The organism is Amycolatopsis sp. TNS106 (genome assembly GCF_019330265.1).
Lineage (GTDB): Bacteria > Actinomycetota > Actinomycetes > Mycobacteriales > Pseudonocardiaceae > Amycolatopsis > Amycolatopsis lurida.
Genome location: NZ_CP024972.1, coordinates 3,942,916 through 3,957,837, shown reverse-complemented (window position 1 = coordinate 3,957,837; position 14,922 = coordinate 3,942,916). Strand labels below are relative to the sequence as shown.

Sequence of the window (14,922 nt, the reverse complement as noted above, 5' to 3'; positions counted from 1 at the left end):
GAAGTCGCCCGCCGTCCCGGTAGCGTGCCGGTCATGGCTTCAACCGCGCGAACTGTGCACCAGATCTGTGACCGGTACGTCGACGACTACGCCGCGGCCGACCCGGTCGCCGCGACGACGTACGGCATCTCCGGATACGACGACCAGCTGACCGACTACTCGCCCGCCGGGCACGCGGCACGGGCCGCCATCGCCGCCCGCGCGCTGGCCGACATCTCAGCGGCCGAACCCGCCGACGACGGCGAGCGCGCGGCCAAGGCGGTGTTCACCGAGCGGATCGGACTGCACCTGGAGATCCACGAGGCGGGTCTCGACCTCGCAGCGCTGAACGTGATCGAAAGCCCCGTGCAGGAACTGCGCATGGTCTTCGACTTCATGCCCACCGACACCGCGGCGGACTGGGCGACGATCGCCGCCCGGATGGCGAGGGTGCCCGAAGCGCTCGACGGTCTCCGTTCCTCGCTGCTCGCGGCCGCGGCCGCCGGCCGGGTGTCGGCGTTGCGACAGGTCGGCAAGGTCGCCGAACAGGCTGAAACCTGGGCGGGGTTGAAGGACGACGACGGTTTCTTCGAGACGCTGGTCGCGGGGGCGAAGGACGTCGACGACAAGCTGCGCGCGGAGCTCGGTCAGGCCGCTCACGCCGCGCAGGAGGCGTACGCGGAGTTCGCCGGTTTCCTCCGCGCCGAACTCGCCCCGCTGGCGCCGGTCAAGGACGCCGTCGGCGCCGAGGTCTACCGGCTGTGGTCCCGTTTGTTCACCGGAGCCACCTTCGACCTGGACGAGGCCTACGCCTGGGGCTGGGCCGAATTCACCCGCATCGAGACGGAGATGCGCGAGGTCGCCGGCCGGATCAAACCCGGCGCGACCCTCGCCGAGGCGGCCGCCGCCCTCGACGCCGACCCCAAGTACGTCGTGCGCGGCCGGGCGGAATTCCAGGCCTGGATGCAGAACCTGTCCGACAACGCGCTGAAGTCGTTGCGCGGCAAGCACTTCGACATCTCCGACCGGGTGATGGCACTGGAGTGCAAGATCGCCCCGCCCGGCGGCACCGTCGGCGCGTACTACACCGGCCCGAGCGAGGACTTCTCCCGCCCCGGCCGCATGTGGTGGTCGCTGCCGCAAGGCCGGGACGAGTTCACCACCTGGCGCGAGGTCAGCACCGTCTACCACGAGGGCGCGCCGGGCCACCACCTGCAGATCGCGACCGCGGTCGACCAGTCGGAGTCACTCAACAAGTACCAGCGGCTGCTGGCGTTCACCTCCGGGCACGCCGAGGGCTGGGCGCTGTACTCCGAGCGGCTGATGGAGGACCTCGGGTTCCTCGCCGACGACGGTGAACTGTTCGGCATGCTGTCCGAGCAGCTGTTCCGCGCCGCGCGGGTGATCGTCGACATCGGCATGCACCTGGAACTGGAGATCCCGGCGGGCACCGGCTTCCACGAGGGCGAGCGGTGGACGCCCGAACTGGGCCTGGAGTTCATGCTCACCCGGACCGTCACCGACCCGGCCCACGTGCACGACGAGATCGACCGCTACCTGGGCTGGCCCGGGCAGGCGCCGTCGTACAAGCTCGGCGAACGGCTCTGGCTCACCGCCCGCGAGGAGGCCCGCGAGCGGCAGGGCGACGCGTTCGACATCAAGCAGTTCCACACGCGGGCGCTGGCGCTCGGCGGGATGGGACTGGACACGCTGCGGGAGATGCTGGCCACGCTGGACTGAGCCGCGGTAGTGCCATGAACGGTCCGTTACTCGCGAAATTCGCGAGTAACGGACCGTTCATGGCATCCGGAGGGAGCCTCCGCGTGCCGTAATTCCCGTGCTCCCGCCCCGGAGTCTTGATACGTTCCCCCTCGTGCACCGGATCTTCCTCGTCACCCCACCCCCCGCCTCCTGAGCGGGGTGTCTCCGGCCGCGCGGCGTTCCAGCCGCCCGGCCGATCCGTGCTGCACTGAAGCACCCCGCGTCGTCGACGTCCTTTCCGACAGACACAGACGCAGGAGCGTTTCCCCATGTCCGTTGCCGTACCCACGCGCGCCCGATCGTCGGCCGCGCTCGTCCTCGCCGGAGTCCTCTGGGGGACCGGCGGCCTCGCCGGATCCCTGCTCGCGTCCCGTGCGGGACTTCATCCCCTGAGCGTCGCCGCGTACCGGCTGCTCATCGGCGGCGTGATCGCCACCGGCTATCTCTGGCTCACCGGAGGCCTTCGCGGTCTTCCCCGCGCTCCGCGGGTCCGCCGTCGCCTCCTGGCGGTCGGCGGGCTGTTCGCCCTCTTCCAGACCAGCTACTTCGCCGCGGTCTCGCTGAGTTCCGTGAGCGTCGCGACGATGACCACCATCGGCAGCGCGCCCGTCCTGCTCGCCGTCGCGACGGCCGTCAAGACCCGCCGCCTGCCCGGAGCGTGGACGGCGGTGTCCGTGGCCGGCTCCCTCGTCGGGCTCGCGTTGCTGCAATGGACGCCCGGACAGGAGGCCGACGTCGCAGGGGTGCTGTTCGCCCTCCTCGCCGCGGCCGGATTCGCCGCGCTGACACTGGTGACCGCGACCCGTGTCGAAGGCCTCGATCCCTTGCCCACCACGGCTTTCGGCTGTCTGATCGGCGGCGCCGCGCTCGCCCCCGCCGCGCTGTGGTTCGGGATGGCGGTGCCGGTTCAAGCCGACGTGCTCGCGCTCGTCGTCTACTTCGGCGTCGTGCCGACGGCGCTGGCGTACGCCGCGTACTTCCGCGGTCTCGAAAGCGCGCATCCCGTACTGGCCGCGTTGTCGGCCCTGCTCGAACCGTTGACGGCCGCGCTGCTGTCCATGGTGCTGCTCGGGGAACGGCTCGGCGTCGTGGGCTGGTGCGGCGCGGTGGTGCTCATCGCCGCGCTCACGGTCGCCTACTCGAAACCCTAGAGCGGCAGCGTCCGGCCGAGGATCGCGAACGGCCGCGGATCCCCGGCGAAATGGTAGTCCCGCAGCACGTCGACGAAGCCGACCCGCCGGTACAGGTTCCAGGCCCGGCTGGTGCCTTCCGGTGTGGAAAGGAGGACGTGGGCGCTGGGCACGCCGTCGAGCAGCCGTCGCAGGAGGTCCTCGCCGATCCGCTTCCCCTGGCTTTCGGGGCTGACGTGGATCTCGGTGAGCTCGAAGTAGTCGGACATCCAGTGCTCGGCGGCGGCCTGGCCCTCACGCCGGGTCAGGCCGTGGCGGACCTGTTCGTGCCACCACTGGCCGCCGCGGCCCTTGTAGCCGTAGGCGAGCCCGAGCAGGACGCCGTCCGCGTCGAGCGCGGCCATGCAGCGCCAGCCTTCGCGCAGCGCGTGCGTGAGCCACATCGGCGCGCGTTGCTCCGCCGTGCCTTCGGGGTAGCGCATGGCGTTGACGTAGATGGTCAGCGCCTCGGGGAGCCGGGCGCGGAACTCGTCCGCGGACAGCTGGACGTAACGGGTGCATTCCGAGGACATCGCGGTCACGGGCGCCCATCCTGCCCGTCGCCCGCGACGTCCGCGGGAGTACCCCCGGTCAGCGCGACGAGGCCGTCGAACGTCGTGGGGTACACCGACTTCGGATGCCCGGCGGCGGCCCAGACGACCTCGTGCGCGCGTAACGCGGTGTCGACGAGGGTGGTCAACGCCTTCGGGTGACCGACCGGGGCGACGCCGCCGATCGGCTGCCCCGTGTGCGCGCGGACGAAATCCGCGTCCGCCTTGCCGATCTCGTCGGCTCCGGTCACCGAGGCCAGCAGCGCGGTGTCGGCACGGTGCGCGCCCGAGGTCAACGCGAGCAGGGCCGTTTCCGCGTCGCCGGTGCGGCTGCGGAAGACGAGGCTGTTCGCGATCGCGCCGACCTCGACACCGAGCGCTTCGGCGGCCTGCGCGGCCGTGCGGATTTCGGCGGGGAGGATCCGGATCCCGTCGGCGGCGGCGTGCTGGCCCGCCTCGGCGAGCGCGGCCGCGACCTTGGCCACCGAGGGATGACCAGACCGGTCGATGGTGCTCATACGTCTATGAGATCACGTGGCCGATGCCGTGTCCCGCACCACATGCGGCGATCACCCCGGTACGGGGTTGAGGAATGGGGCACTTCGGGGTTACATTGGACTTGTTCGAACAGACGTTCGACATTCGGTGAGCGCGCACCGGTAGGTGCCCGGCGCGGGGGCGGGGGAAGCGCCTCGGCGCCGGGCACCGGCGGGCGCTCACGTACAGGAGGAGGGTCGTCATGTCCGTTTCGGTCGTGTCCCCCGACGAAGCCGAGAGGCCGGGGGGCACCGCGCAGCCCGCCCTGCCGATGTCGTTGCGCCCGCCGGCACCACCCGCGGCGGTCTCCTTGTACGCGCAGGCGAGGCGGGGGCTCGCCGAAGCAGAGCGGGAGAGTGCTCCCGCGGAGCGGTTCATCGGGGCGTATCTCGCCGCGCTGCGGGGTGCGGCGGCGGTACTGGAGGCCCGCGGCCGTCCGCACCGGGGCCGTGCCCGGCCGGCGAGCGGCTGGGTGCTGCTCGACTCCGTCGCGCCCGAGCTGAAGGAATGGGCGGCGTTCTTCGCGGCCAATTCGGCGACGCGAGCCGCCGCGCAGGCGGGCATCACCGGCAAGGTCACCGCCGAACTGGCGGACGAGCTGACCCGGGCCGCCACGGTGTTCCTGGAACTGGTGCGACGGGTGGTGCACGGGCTGCCGATGGGTGACTCGGCGCATGTGGCCTGAGCCGGTGGCGCTCGGACGCGCTCCCGGATTTCCTGCGTGACCCGGAAAGACCAGCCCGCGCCCTGCGACGCCGATCGCGGACGCGGGGTCCACCCATGCACAGAGCCGCCGCGGAGAGGGGGTGCCCGATGGCCGGGCAGGCCATGATCGACCAGGGCAGGTTCCTGGAGGTGATCGGCGCCGAAACCGAGTTGATGGCCCAGGTGGCGCATACCGCGTCCGCCGACGCGCCGGTCCCGACCTGCCCCGGCTGGACGCTCGGCGAAGTCCTCAGGCACGTCGGCAGCGTGTACCGGGTCACCCGCCGCTGGATCACCGACGGACGGCGTCCCGAGCACTGGCAGCGCAAACCGGGGCCGGGACAGAGCCTGGAGGAGTACTTCCGCGAGGGCCGGGACGAGCTCGTCGCCGAACTGTCCGCGCACGACCCGGACGAACTGGCGCCGACCTGGTGGCCGGCAGACCGCAGCTACGGGTTCTGGCGGCGGCGGACGGCGCACGAGACGACGATCCACCGGATCGACGCGGAGAGCGCGGCCGGCCGGGAAGTGTCGGAGATCCCCGAAGACGTGGCACTCGACGGGATCGACGAGGCGCTGGTGCTGTGGTTCGGCCAGCGGCTGCCGTTGCTGGGACTCTCCGGCACCAAGACCGGCTCGGTCGGCGTGCGCACCGCGGGCCACACCTGGATCGCCAGGGCGGGGCCGACGGAGACGGTCGCCTGGCGGTGCTCGGCCGAGGAGGCCCAGCGCGCGGACGACCTGATCACCGGGAAGCCGGACAAGATCTACCGCTGGCTCTGGGGCCGGGCGGGTCCGACGGCGGTGACGGTCAGCGGAGACCAGGACATGGCGGGACAACTCTGGGCCCTTCTGCGGCTCGCGACCCGATGATCGGTCGGTGGGGAAGCCAAACCGGTCATCAGTGTCAGGGAGCTGGAGTGGCCTGAGCGCCCGCGGGTTCACCGAAGACGCACAGAACTGTCGGTGGTGCCGTCTAGGTTCACCGGTGTGGCGGTACAGCTGGTGAACCTGGTCTTCGACTCGGCCCTTCCCAGAGATCTGGCGGGTTTCTGGGAAGGGCTGTTCAGCTGGGACGCCCCGTTCCAACCGGCGTTCCGCTCCGAGGCGGGCCCCAAACGGGGCAAGAACCGGCTGCACCTGGATCTGGCGAGCCGTTCGCCCGAGCACCAGGCCGGGCTGGTGGATCGTGCGCTGTCCCTCGGCGCACGGCACATCGACATCGGCCAGGGCGCGCCGGAGGAGAAGCGGGTGCCGTGGGTGGTGCTCGCGGACCCCGAGGGCAACGAGTTCTGTGTTCTCGAGCCCCGCGAGCAGTACGAGGGCACCGGCGCGATCGCCTCGGTCGTCACCGACGCCCTCGACCCGGAGCGGCTGGCGCGGTTCTGGGCGGCCGCCCTCGGCTGGGAGATCGGCGTCCGGGAGGAGTCGATCGTCGGCCTGCGGCCACCGGACGGCCGCGGTCCCTGGGTCGAGTTCCTCGCCACGGAAGAGGAGAAGCGGCACAGGAACCGGCTGCGGTTCGAGATCGCGCCACGGCGAGGCAAGAGCCGGGCGGCCGAGGTCCGGCGCCTGCGGGAGCTGGGCGCGTCGGGGGAACGTGCCGAAGCGATGGTGGATCCGGAGGGCAACGAATTCAGCGTGCTTTCTCCCCGCTGAGTGTTTCGCCGGGGTTGCGCGGTGGCGTCGAACGCTGACGTGAGCGAAACATCCGCGCCGTGGGCAGGCAACAACCGGCCGGGACCGTGGAGTCATGGAGACCTATCGAGCCCGGCCCACCCTGGTCCACCCCGGCGAAGAGACCGCGGCCGCGTCGGCCTGGCGTGTCCGGATCCGCGTGGACGACCGGCCCGGCACCCTGGCCAGGATCGCGATCCGGCTCGCCGACCTCGAATGCAACATCCTCGGGTTGTCAGTGCTCCCGGTCCCCGGCGGCGTGCTCGACGAGATCGTCCTGCGGCCGGCCACCGGTCTGCCGCGCCAACTGCTCGTCGACGCGATCCGTGACGAAGGATGCGAATGCTCCGCCGTCGTCGACGCGGATCTGGCCGAACTGGTCGACCCGGCCACGGCGACGCTCACCGCGGCCACGCGGGCCGTCGAGGAGCCCCGCGGCCTCGCGGAAGTGCTCCGCGGCGTCCTCGCGGCCGACGTCGTCACCAAGGTCCCGTCGATCGAGGCGAACCCGGCCCGTACGGAAGGCGGGCACCGCGCGGTGTTCCCGGCGGGGGACGGCACCGCGTTCGTCGCGCGCCGCCGGTGGTCGCCGTTCGTCGAGCTGGAACTGAGCCGCGCCGTCGCGCTGATCGGCCTGAGCGCCGCGGTCCGCGACAACGTGACCGGCCCGCTCGTGCTGGACCGGACCGACGGCGCCGCGATCGTCCTGCGCAAGGGCGTCCCCGGTGACGCGGAAGCGGTGTCCGCGCTGCACCAGAGATGCTCGATGACGACGCTCTTCCACCGCTATCACACCGGAATGCGTGCCGTGCCGCGTCGCTGGCTGCACCGGCTCCTGATGCCGCCGCGCGGCATCAGCCTGCTCGCGGTCTGCGGCCGGGACGTGATCGGTCTCGGCCAGCTGATCCCGTCCGCCGACGGCGGCGCGGCCGAAGTCTCGCTCCTGGTCGAGGATTCCTGGCAGCGCCAGGGCATCGGCACGGCTTTGCTCGCCAGGCTCGCCACCCTCGCCATGGCCAAGGGGGAGCGCGAACTCGCCGCCGTCTGCCTGCCCGGCGACGACTCCCTCTACCGCACCGCCGCCCGCGTGGGGCTCCGCCCCGAACGCGCCCCCGGCGACCCCGGCACCCTGCGCTTCGCGCTCCCCGACCCTCGCGATTAGTCACCTGCTTGTGAGAGAGGACGACCGCAATCAGGTGACTAATTGCGGTTCCAGAACCAGTCTTTGCCGCGGGCCTCGCCCAGCGCGCGCTTCTTGCGTTCTGGGGTGAGCCGTTCCAGGTAGAGCTTGCCGTCGAGGTGATCGGTCTCGTGCTGCAGGCACTGGGCGAGCACATCGACGCCTTCGACCTCGATCGGCTCGTTGCGCAGGTCGACACCGCGCACCACGGCGTGCTTCGCGCGGACGACCGGGAACCACAGCTCCGGCACCGAGAGGCAGCCCTCGCCGATCTCGTGTGTCTCTTCCGACAGTTCGACGATCTCGGGGTTGATCACGTACCCGCTCAACCCGCCGACGTCGTAGCTGAACACCCGCAGCCCGACCCCGATCTGCGGCGCCGCGAGACCCGCGCGCCCGGCCGGTTCCACCCCGTCCATCAGATCGGTCACCAGCGACTCGATCTTCTTGTCGAATGTCGTGACCGGGTCGCATACGGTCTTGAGCACGGGATCCCCGAAATAGCGCAGGTCGCGCATCACCATGGTCGAACGTCCTTCTCCGCAGGGCTGAGCGGTGATTCTAGGCCCGCAGGCGCAGCCCCTTGGGAGTCGCCCGGAAACCGGCCTCCTGGAGGACGGCCGAAAGCTCCGAGGTGAGCGCCACCTCGCCGTCGGCCTTCTGCACCGCGAGCTGCCCCAGCCAGCCTTCCCGCACCGCCGTCGACAGCGCCCGCGCGGCCGAGCGCAACCTGTCCTGATCCTCGGTGAAACTCAGCAGCGACCGGCCGCCGCGTTCGACGTACATCGCCGGGACGCCGTCCACCAGCACCGCGAGCGCACCGGCTTTCCTCGCCGGGCGGTGTTTCGTGTCGCCCGTCGCGGCAGGCCAAGGCAACGCGGCGCCGTAGGGCTGGGCCGGGTCGGCGGCGGCGAGGACGACGGCGCCTTCCGCGGTGGTGCGCTGGTTCCCGGACTGCGCGCGCAGCCTGTCGACGGCGCCCTTCGCCGCGAACTGCGCCGCGCCGAGCCCCTCGACCACGTACCCCCGGACGACCTGCCCCGAATCCTCCATACCGCGCAAAACCTTGTAGATCCCCGAAAAGCCGCCCGTCACGCGCTCGGTGTCGAGGGCGCCGCGGGTGAGGACGCCGTGCCGTTCCAGGAAGGCCTCCGTCCGCGCCAGCGCGCGCCTGGTCGGATCCGCTTCCCGGCCCGGGGTCAGTGCCCAGCGCCCGGCCACCGTCGGCGGCCCGGTGCGCGAAGGCATCGCCGGGCGGCCTGCCCGAAGCCGGGCGTACCGGCCGCGAGGAGCCTGCCGCCGCGGCTTGTGCGCCGCGCCGGCACCGGAGACCTGCGCCCGCAGCGGGCCCAGCGTGTCCCCGGTGACCAGGCCCGCCCACACGAGATCCCACAGCGCCGCCACGACTTCACCGTCGTTGGGCGGGGTTTCGACCAACGGCGACGCCCGGTCCACGAGCTGGCGGAAGAACTGTGCCCCACCCTCCAAAGTGGACAGAATGGCCTCGTGGAGCGGGCCGGAGGGCAGATCGTCGTCGAGATCCGGCAACAGCAGATCGGCGACGTCCGTGGGCGCGAGCGCCAGCCAGCCGTCCCCGCCGGACAAGGAACCGCAGCCACACCAGGTGACCTCGCCCGCCGTGGTGAGTTCGTCCAGCAGCGCCGGGGTGTAGCCGGGAAGCCTGCTCGGGAGGATCAGCGACTCGACCGCGCTCGCCGGGAGCGGGACACCGGCCAGCTGCTCGACCACGGACAGCACATCGTCCGCCGTCGGCGCCGACCGCACCCGCGCCCCGATGCCGTGCCACGACGGCAGGAACCGGCCCAGCGCGGCCGGTTCGACCGGCTCGACCTCGGCCCGCAGCCGGGCCAGCGACGCCCGCCGGAGCCTGCGCAGCACCGACGCGTCGCAGAACTCCATCCCGACGCCGTGGGTCTCCGGATGCCCGACGGGGCTCAGCTCGCCCCGGACCAGCCTGCCCTGCGCGGTCAATCTGTCCAGTACGCCGGTGACCACGGCCGTCCCGAGGCCGAACCGCTCGGCCGCCTGCCGGGCGCTGAACGGGCCGCGGCTGCGCGAGTAGCGCGACAGCAGGTCGCCGACGGGATCGTCGACCGGTTCGGTGAACGCCTCCGGTACCCCGACCGGCAGCGCGGTGCCCAGCGCGTCCCGTACCCGGCCCGCGTCCTCGATGGCGATGAAGCGTTCGCCGCCGCCGATGCGCACCCGGATCACCCGCCGCGTGGCTTCCAGCTCCTCCAGCCATTCCCGTTGGATGCCGCGCGCGGCGGCCTCCTCGATCGAGAGATCGCCGAGGAATCGCAACAGATCCGCGGCTTCTTCGGCGTTGCGGGCGTGCCTGTCCGGATCGAGGCGTTGCAGGGAACGCTCGACTTCGGCGACGACTTCGGCGTCCAGCAGCTCGCGGATCGCCTCGGTGCCGAGCAGTTCGGCCAGCAGTGTCGAATCCAGCGCCAGCGCGGCCGCACGCCGTTCCGCGAGCGGGGCGTCGGTCTCGTACAGGAACATCCCGACGTAGCCGAAGAGCAGGCTGCGCGCGAACGGCGACGCCGACGGTGTCTCGACCTCGACCAGCTTGACCTTGCGGGACCGGACATCGGACATCAGCTCGCGCAGCCCGCCGACGTCGTACACGTCCTGCAGGACTTCCCGCATCGCTTCCAGCACCACGGGGAACCGCTCGTATTTGGCCGCGACCGAAAGCAGCTGGGACGCGCGCTGCCGCTGCTGCCACAGCGGGGTGCGGCGGCGCGGATCCCGGCGGGGGAGCAGCAGCGACCGCGCCGCGCATTCCCGGAACCGCGCGGCGAACAGCGCCGAACCGCCGACCTCGGCGACGATCAGCTGCTCGACCTCTTCCGGATCGAGCAGGACGTCCTCGACGCCGATGGTGACCTCGGCGCCGTCCATGTCCAGCGCCTCGGGCAGCCGCAGCACGATGCCGTCGTCGGAATGCGCGACCTGGGCGTCGACCCCGCGGTTCTCCCGCAGGCGGGCCGCGATCGCGAGCGCCCACGGCGCGTTGACCTGAGCGCCGAACGGCGAGTGCAGGATGACCCGCCAGTCTCCCAGCTCGTCGCGAAACCGTTCCAGCAGCACGGTTTTGTCGTTCGGCACATGCCGGGTGGCCGACTTCTGCTCTTCGAGGTACGCCAGCAGGTTGTCGCACGCGTATTCGTCCAGCCCGGCGACGGCGGCGCGTTCCCTGGCCGCCGACGGCTCCGAAGTGGACAGTTCGCGGACGAACGCGCCCAGCGCCCGGCCCAGCTCCAGCGGGCGGCCGGGGGCGTCGCCCTTCCAGAACGGCATCCGGGCGGGCTCACCCGGCGCGGGGACCACGATCACGCGGTCGTGGGTGATGTCGGTGACCCGCCAGGAGGAGGTGCCGAGCAGGATCGTGTCCCCGACGCGGGACTCGTAGACCATCTCCTCGTCGAGCTCGCCCACGCGCGACCCCGGTTTGCCGTCGGAACCCGGCGTCATCACGGTGAACAGGCCGCGGTCGGGGATCGTGCCGCCGGAGGTCACCGCCAGCCGCTGCGACCCCGGACGGCCGTGCAGTTCGCCGGTGACCCGGTCCCAGGTGATCCGGGCGCGCAGTTCGCCGAACTCCTCGCTGGGGTACCGGCCGGCGAGCATGTCGAGCACGGCCAGCAACGCGTCGTCCGGCAGGGACGCGAACGGCGCCGCCCGGCGGGCGAGGGCGGCCAGCTCGTCGACCGTCCACGATTCGAGCGCCACCATCGCCACGACCTGCTGCGCGAGCACGTCCAGCGGGTTCCGCGGATACCGCACCGCTTCGATCGCCCCGGAGGCCATCCGTTCCGCGACCACCGCGCAGGAGACGAGGTCGCCCCGGAACTTCGGGAACATCACCCCGCTCGACACCGCGCCGACCTGGTGCCCGGCCCGGCCGACCCGCTGCAGTCCCGAGGCGACCGTCGGTGGTGCCTCGATCTGCACGACGAGATCGACGGCGCCCATGTCGATGCCCAGCTCCAAGGAGGACGTCGCCACGACGCACGCCAGCCGTCCGGACTTGAGCTCCTCTTCCACATGGGTGCGCTGCTCGCGCGACATCGAGCCGTGGTGCGCCCGCGCGATCACCGGCGCCGCCCCGGTGGTGAGCCCGGACTGACCGATCGCCTCGGCCGGAAACCGCTGATCCGGGTCCAGCTCGGCCTGCTCCGCGACGAGTTCGTTGAGCCGCGCGGTCATCCGCTCGGTGAGCCGCCGGGAGTTGGCGAACACGATCGTCGACCGGTGCGCCTGGATCAGTTCGAGGACACGCTCCTCCACCGCGGGCCAGATCGACGGCCGTCGCGGAGCGCCGTCGATGTCCTCAAGCGAGCCGGGCAGCCGTGCGAGGCCCGCGTCGAGGTCTTCGTTCTGCTTCGGCCCCCGAGGACCGTCGAGATCGGCCATGTCCTCGACCGGGACCTCGACGCGGACCTCGATCGTCTTCGCGAGCTTCGGCTGGACGACGGTGACCGGCCTGCCGCCCGCCAGGAACGAGGCGACCTCGTCGATCGGCCGGACCGTCGCCGACAGCCCGATCCGCTGGGCGGGTTTCTCCAGCAGCGCGTCGAGCCGCTCCAGCGACAAGGCCAGATGCGCGCCGCGTTTGCCGCCCGCGACCGCGTGCACCTCGTCGACGATCACCGTCTCCACGCCGCGCAGCGAATCGCGGGCGGAGGAGGTGAGGATCAGGAACAGCGACTCCGGCGTGGTGACCAGCACGTCCGGCGGGGTCTTGCCGAACGAGCGCCGCTCGGCCGCGGTGGTGTCGCCCGTCCGCATGCCGACGCCGATGTCCGGCACCGGCAGCCCGAGCCGCCGCGACGCCTGCGAGATACCCGCCAGCGGTGCCCGCAGGTTGCGCTGGACGTCGACCGCCAGCGCCTTCAGCGGAGAGACGTAGAGGACGCGGCAGCGTTTCCGGGGTTCGGACGGGGGCGGCTCGACCGACAGCCGGTCCAGCGCCCAGAGGAAGGCCGACAACGTCTTGCCCGATCCCGTGGGGGCCACGACGAGCGCGTGCTGCCCCGCGTGCGCGGCACGCCACGCGCCCTCCTGCGCCCCGGTGGGCGCGGCGAAGGCCCCGGTGAACCAGTCCCTGGTCGCGGGGGAGAAGAGGTCGAGTACGTGTGCCACGCCCTCCATACTGCGCCGGACCACCGACAGTTTCGCTCCGAGGGCTGTGACGAGGCACCCGGTCGGGGACGAGTTCGGCGGGTTCCGCACGTGCGGTGACCTCGCTCATGGGAGCATCACCGCCAGCGCGGCCGGATCGGTACTGGGGCGGTCGCCGTTCGTCTGTGAAGGGGTATGAGCTGTGCGGATCCTGTCGGTGGACCTCGGGACGTCCAACACCGTGGCCGTCCTTTCGGCGCACGGGAGGCCCCCGCGCGTGGTCGAGGTCGACGGTTCGGCCAACATGCCGTCCGCGGTGTTCGCCACCGAGGAGGGCACGATCATGGTCGGCCGCGACGCCGAGCGCCGCGCCCGCCTCGACCCGACCCGCTTCGAGCCCAACCCCAAACGCCGCATCGACGAGCAGACGCTCCTGCTGGGCACCGACGTCATCCCGGTCAGCGAGGTGCTGGCCGCGATCCTGCGCCGCGTCCTCGACGAGACCACCCGCCAGCTGGGCGGGGACCTGCCCGACGAGGTCCGGCTCACCCACCCCGCGCAGTGGGGCCCGACCCGCCGCAACGTGCTGCAGTCCGCCGCCCGGCTCGCCGGGATGGGCGGCAACCTGGTGCTCGTCCCCGAGCCGGTCGCCGCGGCCGCGCACTTCGCGTCGTTCCCCGGCAAGACGCTCGCGCCCGGTCAGGCGCTCGCGGTGTACGACCTCGGCGCCGGCACCTTCGACGTCGCGATCGTCGGCGCGACCCCGAACGGCGGCTTCACCGTCGTCGCCGAAGACGGCCTTCCCGACCTCGGCGGTCTCGACGTCGACCAGGCGCTGCTGGTGCACGTCGGCCGCGAGGTCTCGCACAAGGATCCCCAGCGCTGGCAGCGGGTCCTGCGGCCCGAGTCCACTCCGGACCGTCGTACGCGGCGCGCGCTGCAGGAGGACGTGAAGGCTGCGAAGGAAGCCCTCTCCAGGCACCCGCAGACCGAGGTCCCGATGCCGGAGCCGTTCGAGGACGTCCTCGTCACGCGAGGGGAACTCGAAGCGCTGGTGCGGCCGTCGATGCTGCGCAGTGTCGAGCTGATGTCGCGGGTGGTCCGCTCGGCCGGGATGACCCCGGACCGGCTCGCCGGTATCTACCTCGTCGGCGGGTCGAGCCGTCTCCCGCTGGTCGGCAGCTTGATCGCGGAGAAGCTCGGCGTCGTCCCCGGCAGCCTGGACCAGCCCGAGACCGCGGTCGCGCTCGGCGCCCAGCACGTCGCTTCCGATGGCATCAGTTCGCGCACGCAGGGCGTCGAAGGGCAGGTCGCCGCGGGAACAGGCGCGCATCAGGTCGGTCCGGGTGCTTCCGGGCCGTACGCGCCGCCGCCGCAGCAGGTCGCGTCGATCCCGGGGTATTCGGGCGGCGGCCCCGGCCAGTCCGGCGGTTTCCCCCAGTCGGGTTACCCGAACAGCGGTCCGCAGCAGGCGCAGCAGCCCGCGCCGACGAATTTCCCGACGTACTCGCTGGCCGGCCAGGCCTCCGGTGACAAGGCGCCCGCGAGCAAGAAGAAGCCGCTCGTCATCGGCGCCATCGTGGCCGTGGTCGTGCTGCTCGCCGCCGGGCTCACGTTCTTCCTGACGTCCTCTTCGGTGACGACCTACACGGCCGACGAATGCAAGGTGCCCGGCGCGGCCGACGACAAGGGCCTCACCGGCTGCCTGCGCCAGCTCGCGGGGAAGATCGCCGACACCGGCGACTGCAAACCCGGGATGGGCAACGGGCCGGCGAAACCGGCGGAGGATCTCGGCGTGACGTCGACCTGCTCCGCCCCGGGACGCGCCGGGACCCAGGTGACCTACTTGCAGAGCGACTCGGCGGACAAGCTCAAGGCCTACACCGACGGACTGCTCAAATCGGCCGGTGGGGACCGCACCGAGGCCAAGTGGGCGGGCAACGCCCTGGACGGCCAGTACTCCTCGGCTGCCGGGCGGAACGCCGCCGTGCTGGTGTTCACGGTGACCGACCGGCCGCTGGTCGGTTTCATCTACCAGGTCCCGGCCGAAGGCCAGAATCCGACGCCGGGCGAGCTGGCCGACTACTTCGAAAAGAGCGTCCAGCCGGGCGAATAGCCGCCCGTTCGCGCGTGAAGGCCCCCTTCCCTCGGCTCAGCCGAGGGAAGGGGGCCTTCACGCGTTTCGTGCTCGAGGCGGGGCTAGACTTCA

General features: G+C 71.8%; 11 protein-coding genes. 7 read left to right on the top strand and 4 right to left on the bottom strand.

Annotated elements, in window-relative coordinates; all coding sequences use genetic code 11:
- Positions 1-33 precede the first annotated feature (33 nt).
- Both CVV72_RS17675 and CVV72_RS17670 read left to right on the top strand, forming a co-directional pair.
- Positions 34-1,719 (top strand): DUF885 domain-containing protein, encoded by a 1,686-nt coding sequence (locus CVV72_RS17675; RefSeq protein ID WP_219153412.1) that lies wholly within the window; start codon positions 34-36, stop codon positions 1,717-1,719.
- Between the two features lie 290 nt (positions 1,720-2,009).
- Positions 2,010-2,891, top strand: coding sequence for a DMT family transporter (locus tag CVV72_RS17670; protein WP_219153411.1), 882 nt, complete (start codon positions 2,010-2,012; stop codon positions 2,889-2,891).
- On the opposite strand, the gene CVV72_RS17665 is transcribed toward CVV72_RS17670, so the two are convergent.
- Entirely contained in the window at positions 2,888-3,451 is a 564-nt protein-coding gene (locus tag CVV72_RS17665) for an N-acetyltransferase (RefSeq protein WP_016332697.1), read from the bottom strand. The genes CVV72_RS17670 and CVV72_RS17665 overlap by 4 nt on opposite strands.
- The gene (locus tag CVV72_RS17660; protein WP_219153410.1) at positions 3,448-3,978 is read right to left on the bottom strand and encodes a YbaK/EbsC family protein; all 531 of its coding nucleotides are present in this window, start codon (positions 3,976-3,978) and stop codon (positions 3,448-3,450) included. Before CVV72_RS17660 ends, CVV72_RS17665 begins: the two co-directional genes overlap by 4 nt.
- A gap of 221 nt (positions 3,979-4,199) precedes the next feature.
- On the opposite strand from CVV72_RS17660, the gene CVV72_RS17655 reads away from it, so the two are divergent.
- From CVV72_RS17655 to CVV72_RS17640, 4 genes are all read left to right on the top strand, one after another.
- Complete coding sequence (locus CVV72_RS17655; RefSeq protein ID WP_219153409.1) at positions 4,200-4,682, top strand: SAV_6107 family HEPN domain-containing protein; 483 nt, start codon at positions 4,200-4,202, stop codon at positions 4,680-4,682.
- Between the two features lie 128 nt (positions 4,683-4,810).
- Positions 4,811-5,575, top strand: coding sequence for a maleylpyruvate isomerase family mycothiol-dependent enzyme (locus tag CVV72_RS17650; protein ID WP_125675735.1), 765 nt, complete (start codon positions 4,811-4,813; stop codon positions 5,573-5,575).
- Between the two features lie 117 nt (positions 5,576-5,692).
- Positions 5,693-6,361, top strand: coding sequence for a VOC family protein (locus tag CVV72_RS17645; RefSeq protein ID WP_219153408.1), 669 nt, complete (start codon positions 5,693-5,695; stop codon positions 6,359-6,361).
- Between the two features lie 94 nt (positions 6,362-6,455).
- The gene (locus tag CVV72_RS17640; RefSeq protein WP_219153407.1) at positions 6,456-7,541 is read left to right on the top strand and encodes a GNAT family N-acetyltransferase; all 1,086 of its coding nucleotides are present in this window, start codon (positions 6,456-6,458) and stop codon (positions 7,539-7,541) included.
- Between the two features lie 38 nt (positions 7,542-7,579).
- On the opposite strand, the gene def is transcribed toward CVV72_RS17640, so the two are convergent.
- Together def and CVV72_RS17630 are read right to left on the bottom strand one after the other, a co-directional pair.
- Positions 7,580-8,083 (bottom strand): peptide deformylase, encoded by a 504-nt coding sequence (gene def, locus CVV72_RS17635; RefSeq protein WP_219153406.1) that lies wholly within the window; start codon positions 8,081-8,083, stop codon positions 7,580-7,582.
- 37 nt (positions 8,084-8,120) lie between these two features.
- The gene (locus CVV72_RS17630; protein ID WP_219154002.1) at positions 8,121-12,743 is read right to left on the bottom strand and encodes an ATP-dependent helicase; all 4,623 of its coding nucleotides are present in this window, start codon (positions 12,741-12,743) and stop codon (positions 8,121-8,123) included.
- Positions 12,744-12,915: 172 nt separating this feature from the next.
- On the opposite strand from CVV72_RS17630, the gene CVV72_RS17625 reads away from it, so the two are divergent.
- The gene (locus tag CVV72_RS17625; RefSeq protein ID WP_219153405.1) at positions 12,916-14,829 is read left to right on the top strand and encodes an Hsp70 family protein; all 1,914 of its coding nucleotides are present in this window, start codon (positions 12,916-12,918) and stop codon (positions 14,827-14,829) included.
- Positions 14,830-14,922: the final 93 nt, after the last annotated feature.

Coding starts and splice junctions, on each gene's coding strand:
- CVV72_RS17670 (WP_219153411.1), top strand. CDS start 2,010: ATGTCCGTTGCCGTACCCACGCGCGCCCGATCGTCGGCCGCGCTCGTC.
- CVV72_RS17630 (WP_219154002.1), bottom strand. CDS start 12,743: ATGGAGGGCGTGGCACACGTACTCGACCTCTTCTCCCCCGCGACCAGG.
- CVV72_RS17660 (WP_219153410.1), bottom strand. CDS start 3,978: ATGAGCACCATCGACCGGTCTGGTCATCCCTCGGTGGCCAAGGTCGCG.
- CVV72_RS17640 (WP_219153407.1), top strand. CDS start 6,456: ATGGAGACCTATCGAGCCCGGCCCACCCTGGTCCACCCCGGCGAAGAG.
- CVV72_RS17650 (WP_125675735.1), top strand. CDS start 4,811: ATGGCCGGGCAGGCCATGATCGACCAGGGCAGGTTCCTGGAGGTGATC.
- CVV72_RS17655 (WP_219153409.1), top strand. CDS start 4,200: ATGTCCGTTTCGGTCGTGTCCCCCGACGAAGCCGAGAGGCCGGGGGGC.
- def (WP_219153406.1), bottom strand. CDS start 8,083: ATGGTGATGCGCGACCTGCGCTATTTCGGGGATCCCGTGCTCAAGACC.
- CVV72_RS17675 (WP_219153412.1), top strand. CDS start 34: ATGGCTTCAACCGCGCGAACTGTGCACCAGATCTGTGACCGGTACGTC.